We start from the raw sequence: 9,785 nt of genomic DNA on the forward strand, positions 1-9,785 counted from the left end.
TCGACCTGCCGGGCGCCCAGCGCGACGCTTCCGACCTCGGCGACTTGGTGCGCGCCGCGCCGATCGGCCTGCCTGGCCTCTCCGAGCCCGAGGCGATGCGCCACTACGTGCGCCTGTCGCAGAAGAACCACGCCATCGACCTGGCGCTCTATCCGCTGGGTTCGTGCACCATGAAGCACAACCCGCGGCTCAACGAGAAGATGGCCCGGCTGGCCGGCTTCGCCGACCTGCATCCGCTACAGCCGGCCTCGACGACCCAAGGGGCGCTGCACTTGATGGACCGGCTGGCCCACTGGCTGAAGACCCTGACCGGCATGCCGGCCGTGGCGCTGTCGCCCAAGGCCGGCGCCCACGGCGAGCTCTGCGGCCTCTTGGCCATCAAGGCCGCGCACGAGGCGGCCGGCCACGGCGAGCGCCGCCGCGTGCTGGTCCCCTCCTCCGCCCACGGCACCAACCCCGCCACCGCCGCCTTCGTCGGCTACTCGGTGCAGGAGATCGCCCAGACCGAGGACGGCCGCGTCGACCTCGCCGATCTCGCCGCCAAGCTGGGGCCTGACGTCGCCTGCATCATGGTGACCAACCCCAACACCTGCGGCCTGTTCGAGCGCGACATCCTCGAGATCGCCCGGCTGACCCACGAAGCCGGGGCCTACTTCTATTGCGACGGCGCCAACTTCAACGCCATCGTCGGCCGCGTGCGGCCGGGCGACCTGGGCGTCGACGCCATGCACATCAACCTGCACAAGACCTTCTCCACGCCGCATGGCGGCGGCGGGCCGGGCGCGGGCCCGGTGGTGCTGTCGGCCGCGCTGGCGCCCTTCGCGCCGGTCCCCTGGCTGACGCACGGCCCCGAGGGTCTCTCGCTGACGGAGGACGCCGCGGGCGACGCCGCCCAGGCCTTCGGCCGGATGTCGGCCTTCCACGGCCAGATGGGAATGTACGTGCGCGCCTACGCCTATATGCGCAGCCACGGCGCCGACGGCCTGCGCCAGGTCGCCGAGGATGCGGTGCTGAACGCCAACTACGTCAAGGCCCGGCTGTCGGACGTCATGACGCCCGCCTTCCCGGAAGGGCCGTGCATGCACGAAGCGCTGTTCGACGACGCCTGGCTGGAAGGGACCGGCGTCACCACCCTCGACTTCGCCAAGGCGATGATCGACGAGGGCTTCCACCCGATGACCATGTACTTCCCGCTGGTGGTGCATGGGGCGATGCTGATCGAGCCCACCGAGACGGAGTCCAAGCGCGAGCTCGACCGTTTCTGCGAGGCGCTGCGGGCGCTGGCCCAGGCCGCGGCGTCCGGCGACGTGGAGCGGTTCAAGGCCGCGCCCCGATTGGCTCCGCTCAGGCGGCTGGACGAGACCCTGGCGGCCCGCAAGCCGCGGCTGGCGTGGCGTCCGGAACCCACCGCTGTGGCGCCGGCGCCATGTGCTGCGGAATAGTTCGGCTCGAACATAAATTAACCGGACCTTGTCTTTACGACTCCCCTGCCCGCTCACATATCTGAGAGGGCGCGGTTCCGGCGCGATCTTCCCCTCACGCCGCCCGCGCGATCCCAGGTTGCGCCAGTGTCCTTCGCTATGCCCTCATTGCGCGTCGCGCGCGCCTCAGACGAATTCGCCCGCGAGCTCGTGGCGAAGATCAGCCGCTTCCTGCTGCTGACGCTCGGCGGGATCGTGATGCTGGCCGGCCTGATCCTGGCGCCGCTGCCGGGCCACATCGGCCTGCCGCTGCTGGTCATCGGGCTGATGGTCGTGCTGCGCAACTCCTTCGCGGCGAAGCGCCAGTTCGTCCGTATCCAGCGCGCACATCCCAAGATGGTGTTCCCGATCCGCCGGCTGATGCGCCGCGAGCCGGAGATCGTGCTCGTGTTCTGGCAGCAGTACCTGCGCGTCGAGCGCCTGGTGCTGCCCAGGCGCGTGCGCTTCGCGGTCAAGACGCGGCGTCATCTGAAGCTCAAGTGGCGGGCGCGGATCGGCTAAGGCGGAATTCGCCCCGCCTTTTTCTTCCGAGCTTCGGAAGACCGAAGATGTGAGGAGGAAAATCCTCGCATATCTCCGATACGGAGAAAGACTGTGCTCGATGTGCTGAAAATCGAGCTATTCTGCTCCCCGCACATAAGGCTTCGGGAGGACCGATGAACCGACGCGCCCTGCTGCGGAGCGCCTCCGCCGCCATTTCCTTCGCCGTGCTGCCGCGACTGGCGTCCGCCGAGACCGCCCCCAAGAGCGCCTTCGCGGCCTTGCGCGACCGCTACTTCCTGCAGGCGTTGAAGCTCAATCCGGTGAGCGCCACCTATCTCGGCGGCGACGGCTACAGCCCAAAGCTGGCGGACATCAACGGCCGCTTGCGCGACTACAGCCCCGCGGCGCTGGCCCGCGAGGCCGACTTCTATCGCCAGATCCTCGCGGCCGACCAGGCGATCGATCCCGCCGGCCTCTCGGGCCAGGAACAGATCGACCAGCAGATGCTGCGCGCCCAGGTCGGCTACATGCTGCACCAGCTGGACCGGCGCTATCAGGAGCGCTGCCTCGACACCTATATGGCCGAGCCGTTCCGCGGCGTGGACTGGCAGATCCAGCAGATGACCGAGCTGGGCGCCGGCGTTCTCGGCACGCCGGCGGAATGGGCGCTGGTCGTGACCCGCGTGCGGGCGATCCCCGCCTTCCTTGCGACCGCCAAGGCCAACCTCGCCGCCGGCGCCGCCAGCGGCGCCCGCCCCGACTGGCGGATGGTGCAGCGCGACGGGATCGATGCGGCGATCAGCGCCGCGGCCTATTTCCGCAAGACCCTGCCCGACCAGGCCTCGGGCTACATCGGCGGCCGGGCGTTCGACGCGTCCCTGCTGGGCGAGCTGAAGCCCGCCGGCGAGACGGCGGCCAAGGCGTTCGAAGACTTCGCCGCCTTCCTGCGCCAGACCTATCCGACGACGGACAAACAGGATCGCTTCGCGATCGGCGAGGCCGAGTACGCCTGGCGCCTGGGTCATAACCTGCGCCAGACGCGCACCACCGGCGAGCTCTTCGCCTATGGCCATCAGCAGGTCGCGCTCTACCAGGGCAAGGTCTACGCCGTCGCCCAGGAAGTGGCCGCAGCCGCAGGCCTCGAGCTTCCCTTCGGCGGCGCGGAGGAGAAGAACGCCTCGGTCCGCAAGGTGATGGAGCACCTTGGCCACGACTCGCCGAAGTCCGACGACGAGCTGCTCGCCTGGTACGTCGAGACCGGCCGCCGGGCGGTGCAGTATGGCCGCGACCACAAGCTTTTCGACGTGCCGCAGACCTACCGCCTCGACGTCGTGCCCACGCCCAAGGTGCTGAGCTCGGCGGTGGACGCGGCCTACTATCCGGCGCCGACCTTCAAGGCTTCGGGCGTGGGGCGCTTCTACCTCACGCCGACCGGCAACGATCCGGCGGCGCTGCGCGAGAACAACCGCGCCTCGGTCGCCGACACCGCCGTGCACGAGGGCTTTCCCGGCCACGACTGGCACTACAAGTACATGACCGAACACGCCCGCGAGATCAGCAACGTCCGCTGGTTCACCCCCGGCGCGGTCGAGGACTCCTCGTCGATGTGGGAGGACAGCCTGCCGACCGAGGGCTGGGCGCTCTACGCCGAGGAGCTGATGAGCGAGCCCGCGCCTGGCCGGCCGCACGGCTTCTACGACGCCGCCGAGCACCTCTACGAGCTGCAGGGACAGTTGCTGCGCGCCGTAAGGGTGGTGGTCGACGTGGGCGTCCACACCGGTCGGATGAGCTATGACGAGGCGGTCGACTACTTCAACGCCAACGTCGACTTCGTGCCCGGCGCCCGTACCCGCGCCGCGACCGACCCGGCCGCGCGCGCCGTCTTCGACCGGGCCGAGAAGGCGATCTACCGCTATTCCAAGTGGCCGACCCAGGCGATCACCTACAACCTCGGCAAGGCCGCGATCATCGAGCTGCGCGAGGCCTACAAGGCCGCCCGCGGCCCGGGCTACCAGGCCAAGGAGTTCCACGAGCGCTACATGCGCCTAGGCCCCGTGCCGCCGCCGCTGATGCGCGAGGAACTGCTGCGCCAGGCGAAGGCGGCGGCAAAGGAGACCCCGGCCTGAGGGGGCGCTTCTGCGCTTGGGAACCGAACCGCCACTTCCGCGCTCAACGCACCTCAGTAGTGGCAGGTGCCTGAAATGGTGGCTAAAAGTCCCGCGTCCGCCGCAGCTCCCCTGAGCTACACCGGCGTCTTCTCCTTCGGCGACAGCCTCGTCGATCCCAGCAACGACCTGAAGGCCGCCGAAAAGCTCGGATCCTTCCCCTTCGTCAACGTGCCGGACGGCGCGCCGACCGCCGCCAACGGCTATTTCCTCGGACGCTTCACGGACGGCTACAACTTCGCCGACCTGGTCGCCAACAAGCTGCTGGGCACAGCGACGCAAGCGACCTTCCCCTACGGCGTCGCGGGCTCCCTGCTCGGGATCCCGATCAACGGCGCCCGGCCGGATGGCGACAACCTGAGCTTCGCCTACGGCGGCGCCACCGTCGGCTCGGCCGGCAGCCCCGCGCCGTCGCTGCACGACCAGGTCCAGATCTACAAGGACTTCGACGTCCACACGAACGGGCTCTACCTCGTCTCGATCGGCGCCAACGACGTGCTGCACCTCGTGCCGACCGGCGGAACCCCGGTGACGGGCGCGGCGGCGGACCAACAGCTCCAGGCCATCGCCTCAGGCATCGCCCAGGAGGTCCAGGCGCTCATCTCCCGGGGCGTGCAACACGTGGTCGTGGCCAATGCGCCCGATGTCAGCGTGACCCCGGCCTACACCGGCGCCGCCGACGAGGCGGCCCGGCGAAGCCTGCTGGCGCAGTACGTCCACACCGTCAACGCCGACCTGCAGGCGGACCTGAACGGCATCGCCCTGCCGGCCGGCTCTACGATCCTCGACTACAACTTCCAGGCCTATACCGACGCGGTGGTGGCCAATCCGGCGGCCTATGGCTTCAGCAACGTCACCGACGCGCTGAAGGTCGTGCAGCCCGTGAACCCGGACGGGACGGGCGGCGGCTATCTGTTCTTCGACAAGCTGCACCCGACGGCCCAGGCCCACGCCCAGATCGCCTCGGAGATCCTTTACCAGCTGGCCAATCCGGGCGGCGCCGCCCACGACTGGACCGCAGCCCCCGCGATCGGCGCCCAGGCCGCCTCCACCATCGGCCTGCACGGCGCCTCGGACTTCCTCGTCTCGCTGGCGGCCGGCCAGACCTATGTCGTCGACGCGCTGGGCGTCAGCACCGCCAGCGGCACACTGTCCGATCCGACGGTCCGCGTGCTCGACGCGTCCGGCGCAGTGGTCGCCGAAGGGGACGACGGCGGGATCGGCCTCAACACCCATCTGCAGTTCACCGTCTCGGCCACCACCAACTACACGATCGAGGTCGGCGGGGTCGGCGTGACCGCCGGCAGCTTCAAGCTGCAGGTCGAGGGCCCGTCCGGGACCAACCTTTTGACCTCCGGCCTGCTGCAGGGCTCCGACATCTCCGTGCCCGGCGACGCCGGGAACAACACCCTCGTGGCGCTTTCGGGAACGAACGTGCTGTTCGGCGCCGACGGGAACGACTCGATCACCGGCGGCACAGGCTTCGACCGGGTCAACGGCAACAAGGGCGACGACGTCATCCTCGGCCACTCCCTGACCGGGGACTGGCTGCTGGGCGGCCAGGGAAACGACGTGGTCAACGCCTTCCAGTCGACCGGCCACAACATCCTGAACGGCAACCTCGGCGCCGACACCCTGTTCGGGGGCGTCGGCGGCGACACGTTGCGCGGCGGCCAGGGCGACGACACGATCACGGGTGGCGCGAGCGGCGACTGGCTGTCGGGCGACCTCGGCGACAACACCCTCACCGGCGGCGGCGGAGCCGACACCTTCCACGCCGGGGGCGGCATCGACCATGTGGCGGACTTCAGCCTCGCCCAGGGCGACCGCGTCCAGCTCGACGCCGGCGAAACCTACACGGCCAATCAGGTCGGCGCGGACACGGTGATCAACCTCTCCGGCGGCGGGCAGATGGTGCTGGCCAATGTCCAGCTGAACACCCTGACGGACGGTTGGATCTTCAACGCTTGAGCTCCGCATAGCAAAAAGCCCCGGGGGCGAACTCCGGGGCTTCTTTCTTGTCAGCGGAGGCGAAGCGGCTACTGCAGCTTGCCCGCGATCTGGCCGATGGCGGCGTCGACCAGCGGGTCCGCCTTGGCGCCGGCGAGGCGCTGGACGAGCACGCTTTCGGCGGCCTGGGCGGCGATGTCCGCGGCCGCGGCCTTGACCTCGGCGGCGGCCTGGGCCTCAGCGGTGGCGATCTTGCGCTCGGCGACCTGCTGCCGGCGGGCCAGGCTTTCCTCAAGCTTGGCCTTGGCGTCGGCCTCGAGCCGCTTGGCCTCGGCCTGGGCCTGCGCCAGCATCTCGCGGGCGTGGACCTCGGCTTCGGCGCGCTCGGCCTTCAAGGTGTCGAGCAGGCGCTGGGCCTCCTCGCGGATCCGGGCCGCCTCGTCCAGGTTGGCCTGGATGGCCGCGGCCTGGCCGTCGAGCGCCGCCCCGATCTTCTGCGGCGCCTTGGCCAGGAAGATCACGATGCCCAGGAAGGTGAGCAGGCCGATGAAGACCCAGAACTCGGCTTCCGCGGGATTCAGGAATTCGGGCATCAGGCCACTCCTTCCGGCGTGCGGGCGGCGAGCGCGGCGTCCACCTCGGCGCGCGAGGGCGCGGCTCCGGTGAGCTTGGCGACGATCGCCTCGGCGGTGTCCGCGGCGATCTGGCCGACGTTGGCCATGGCCGCGTCACGCGTGGCGCGGATCCGCTCCTCGGCCTTGTCCAGCTGGGCCTTGAGACGCTCGTCCTCGGCGGCCTGGCTGGCCGCCATCTCGGCCTGGGCCTTGGCCTTGGCGTCGGCGGCGACGCGCCGCGCCTGGGCGCGCGCGTCCTCGATCTCAGCCTTGGCGGCCGCGGCCTGGGCGTCGGCTTCGGCCTGGACGCGCCGCGCCTGCTCCACCGCATCGGCGATGGTCTGGGCGCGGGTGTCCTGGATCCGGCGCAGGCGCGGCACGAAGACCTTCGCCATCAGCGCGTACAGGATTGCGAACGTGATCAGCAGCCAGACGATCTGGCCACCCCAGTATTCGAACCTGAATTGCGGCAGCCCGCCGCTCTTGTGCGGTTGCTCGCTGGTCGCCGTCGTGGGGGCGGCTCCGGGCTTTTCGCCCGCCGGCTGAGCAACCGTCTCGGTGTTGGTTTCGGCGGCCATAAGGCTTCGTCGATCCTAAGACGGCGAGGCGGGAGAATTCTCCCGCGCTCGCTGAGCGGCGATCAGGAGAAGAGGATGAGCAGGCCGAGCACGAAGGCCAGGATGCCCAGGGCTTCGGTCAGAGCCGCGCCCAGGATCAGGTTGGTGAACTGGCCGCCGGCGGCCGACGGGTTGCGGGTCGCGCCTTGCAGGAAGCCCGAGAAGATGACGCCCACGCCGACGCCCGCGCCGATCATGCCGAGGGTCGCGAGGCCCGCACCGATGTACTTAGCCGCAGCCGGATCCATGTCTTTTAGTCCCGTTTGGTTATGAGAGTTGAGGTTGTTCTAGAGTTCGGCCGTCAGTGGTGATGGCCGAGGTTCACCACGTCGTTGAGATAGACGCAGGCGAGAACCGCGAAGACGAAAGCCTGCAGGAACGCCACCAGGAACTCCAGCGCGGTGAGGGCCACCACGCCGCTGAGCGCCAGCGCCGCGGCCGGGTAGCCGAGCAGGGCCACGCCGCCGCCGGCCGCCAGCGCGCCCAGCGAGACGACGAAGCCGGCGAACACCTTCATCGCCACGTGGCCGCCCAGCATGTTGCCGAACAGACGAAGGGCGAGGGTGACCGGGCGGAGCAGGAACGAGATCACCTCGATCGGCGTGACCAGGATCAGCATGTACCAGGGCACGCCCGAGGGCACGAACAGCTTGAAGAAGCCGAGGCCGTTACGCGCGAAGCCGACGATCAGCACCAGGAGGATGGTGATGGCCGCGAGCGTCGCGGTGACCGCCAGCTGCGAGGTGGCGGTGAACACCAGCAGCAGGCCCAGGAAGTTCATCACCAGGACGAACAGGAAGATCGAGAAGACGAAGGGGAAGAACTTGCGCCCCTCGTGGCCGATGATCCCCACCGCCAGATTGTCGATGTAGCTGAAGACGCCCTCGCCGACCACCTGCAGGCGACCCGGCACGACCTTCGGGCTCGAGGTCACCAGCGCCATGAACGCGACCACCAGGCCCGCGGCCAGGGTCATCGCCAGGGTCGAGTTGGTGAACGCCATGTCGATGGTCCCGATCCCCGGCAGGGTGAAGTCGGGCAGATCCACGATCTTGTGGATCTCGAACTGGTGCATCGGGTCGGCCATGCCGCCTCGAACTCCTTTAAAGGTCGTCGCCGCCGTCCTCGGGGCCGGGGTCCTTGGGCGGACCCCATTCCTGGGCGGCCTCGGCGCTCATCCGCTGGGCCGAGCGCACGGCCAACCAGACGGACACGCCGAAGCCCACCAGGACCCCGATGATCATTCCCCAAGGCCCCGTCTTGGCGATCGCATCGACCGCCCAGCCGAATCCCAACCCTACGAACACCCCGCCGAGAAGCAGGCCCAGCAGGCGATAGCCGTAGCTATGCGCCTGGGCGCCCAGGTCGCGCGGCGTCTGGGTCGTGCGCGCTTCCAAGGCGCCGGCCCTCTGCTGGAGGCGACGGATCGCCTCTTCACGCGTCTCTTCCGGGGGCGGCATGCGTCGCTCAGTCATCCAGGCGACCACGACGTCGCCGCGGCGGGTCTTCGAAAGTCGCGCGGAACCTATAGAGCGAGATGCTGTGCGTCAAGGCTAGGCAGATACGGGATATCTATCTGTTTTTGCTTGTGTTTATGGCCATATGCACGATCTGACGCACGCGCGGCGCTACAGCGATGAAATACGCGGCTCGCAATTGCGGCGCTGGGGCTGGAACCGCTCGCGCCTTGGCTTCGCCTGGCGCCGAACGTCCTCTTACTGCGCGGCCATCGCCTCCGCCTGGCGCAGGTCGACCGACACCAGTTGCGAGACGCCGCGCTCGGCCATGGTCACGCCGAACAGCCGGTCCATCCGCGCCATGGTCACCGGGTTGTGGGTGATGGCGATGAAGCGGGTCTTGGTCCGGGTCGCCATCTCGTCAAGCATGTTGCAGAAACGGTCGACGTTGGCGTCGTCGAGCGGGGCGTCGACCTCGTCGAGCACGCAGATCGGCGCCGGCTGGGCGAGGAAGACGGCGAAGATCAGCGCCGCGGCGGTCAGCGCCTGCTCGCCGCCGCTCATCAGGCTCATCGCCGCCAGACGCTTGCCCGGCGGACAGGCGAAGATCTCCAGCCCCGCCTCCAGCGGATCGTCCGATTCGACCAGCCGCAGCTCCGCCTGGCCGCCCTCGAACAGGGTGGCGAACAGGGTCTTGAAATGCTCGTTGATGATGTCGAAGGCGGCGATCAGCCGGTCGCGGCCCTCGCCGTTCAGTTCGTCGATCCCCTGACGCAGCCGCGCGATGGCGCCGGTGAGGTCGGCGCGTTCGGCGTGCATGGTCTGCAGCCGCGCCGAATGCTCGGCGGCCTCCTCCTCGGCGCGCAGGTTGACCGGACCGATGCCGTCGCGCTGCCGCTCCAGATTATAGAGGTGGGCTTCCATGCCGCCGGCGTCGGTCGGGATGGCCACCGCCTCGTCGGCCAGCTGGCGGGCCAGTTCCTGCGGCTCGATGCGGGCGGTCTCGCGGATCTGGGCG

The 9,785-nt window shown here is 69.2% G+C and carries 9 protein-coding genes and 1 pseudogene; 4 read left to right on the forward strand and 6 right to left on the reverse strand.

The features are described 5' to 3' along the window. The 4 genes from gcvPB to VJS38_RS08000 all read left to right on the forward strand — a co-directional run. Nucleotides 1-1,442, forward strand: a 1,442-nt coding sequence (gcvPB, locus tag VJS38_RS07985) for an aminomethyl-transferring glycine dehydrogenase subunit GcvPB (RefSeq protein ID WP_324087621.1), incomplete at its 5' end; no start/stop codon positions are given. Nucleotides 1,443-1,631: 189 nt separating this feature from the next. Then, nucleotides 1,632-1,982, forward strand: coding sequence for a hypothetical protein (locus VJS38_RS07990; RefSeq protein WP_414692422.1), 351 nt, complete (start codon nt 1,632-1,634; stop codon nt 1,980-1,982). A gap of 155 nt (nt 1,983-2,137) precedes the next feature. Next, nucleotides 2,138-4,090, forward strand: a complete 1,953-nt coding sequence (locus VJS38_RS07995; RefSeq protein WP_324087622.1) for a DUF885 domain-containing protein — start codon at nt 2,138-2,140, stop codon at nt 4,088-4,090. Between the two features lie 78 nt (nt 4,091-4,168). Then, nucleotides 4,169-6,100: an SGNH/GDSL hydrolase family protein gene (locus tag VJS38_RS08000; protein ID WP_324087623.1), complete on the forward strand. Its 1,932-nt coding sequence runs from the start codon at nt 4,169-4,171 to the stop codon at nt 6,098-6,100. Nucleotides 6,101-6,168: 68 nt separating this feature from the next. Here VJS38_RS08000 and VJS38_RS08005 read toward each other — a convergent pair whose 3' ends face one another. From VJS38_RS08005 to VJS38_RS08030, 6 genes and pseudogenes are all read right to left on the reverse strand, one after another. Continuing rightward, nucleotides 6,169-6,672: a F0F1 ATP synthase subunit B gene (locus tag VJS38_RS08005; protein WP_324087624.1), complete on the reverse strand. Its 504-nt coding sequence runs from the start codon at nt 6,670-6,672 to the stop codon at nt 6,169-6,171. Next, entirely contained in the window at nt 6,672-7,271 is a 600-nt protein-coding gene (locus tag VJS38_RS08010; protein ID WP_324087625.1) for a hypothetical protein, read from the reverse strand. Before VJS38_RS08010 ends, VJS38_RS08005 begins: the two co-directional genes overlap by 1 nt. 62 nt (nt 7,272-7,333) lie before the next feature. Continuing rightward, nucleotides 7,334-7,558, reverse strand: a complete 225-nt coding sequence (locus VJS38_RS08015; RefSeq protein WP_324087626.1) for a F0F1 ATP synthase subunit C — start codon at nt 7,556-7,558, stop codon at nt 7,334-7,336. Between the two features lie 53 nt (nt 7,559-7,611). Continuing rightward, the gene (locus VJS38_RS08020) at nt 7,612-8,397 is read right to left on the reverse strand and encodes a F0F1 ATP synthase subunit A (RefSeq protein WP_324087627.1); all 786 of its coding nucleotides are present in this window, start codon (nt 8,395-8,397) and stop codon (nt 7,612-7,614) included. Nucleotides 8,398-8,413: 16 nt separating this feature from the next. After that, nucleotides 8,414-8,770, reverse strand: coding sequence for an AtpZ/AtpI family protein (locus VJS38_RS08025; RefSeq protein ID WP_324087628.1), 357 nt, complete (start codon nt 8,768-8,770; stop codon nt 8,414-8,416). A 255-nt stretch (nt 8,771-9,025) separates the two neighbouring features. Then, a pseudogene (locus VJS38_RS08030) lies at nt 9,026-9,785 on the reverse strand (chromosome segregation protein SMC); the annotation flags it as partial.

Source organism: Phenylobacterium sp. (assembly GCF_035276905.1).
In the GTDB taxonomy this organism is placed as follows: Bacteria; Pseudomonadota; Alphaproteobacteria; order Caulobacterales; family Caulobacteraceae; genus Phenylobacterium.

Excerpts from the sequence above, each read along its gene's own strand:
- VJS38_RS08025 (WP_324087628.1), bottom strand. The coding sequence starts at position 8,770 with ATGCCGCCCCCGGAAGAGACGCGTGAAGAGGCGATCCGTCGCCTCCAG.
- VJS38_RS08005 (WP_324087624.1), bottom strand. The coding sequence starts at position 6,672 with ATGCCCGAATTCCTGAATCCCGCGGAAGCCGAGTTCTGGGTCTTCATC.
- VJS38_RS08015 (WP_324087626.1), bottom strand. The coding sequence starts at position 7,558 with ATGGATCCGGCTGCGGCTAAGTACATCGGTGCGGGCCTCGCGACCCTC.
- VJS38_RS07995 (WP_324087622.1), top strand. The coding sequence starts at position 2,138 with ATGAACCGACGCGCCCTGCTGCGGAGCGCCTCCGCCGCCATTTCCTTC.
- VJS38_RS08020 (WP_324087627.1), bottom strand. The coding sequence starts at position 8,397 with ATGGCCGACCCGATGCACCAGTTCGAGATCCACAAGATCGTGGATCTG.
- VJS38_RS08010 (WP_324087625.1), bottom strand. The coding sequence starts at position 7,271 with ATGGCCGCCGAAACCAACACCGAGACGGTTGCTCAGCCGGCGGGCGAA.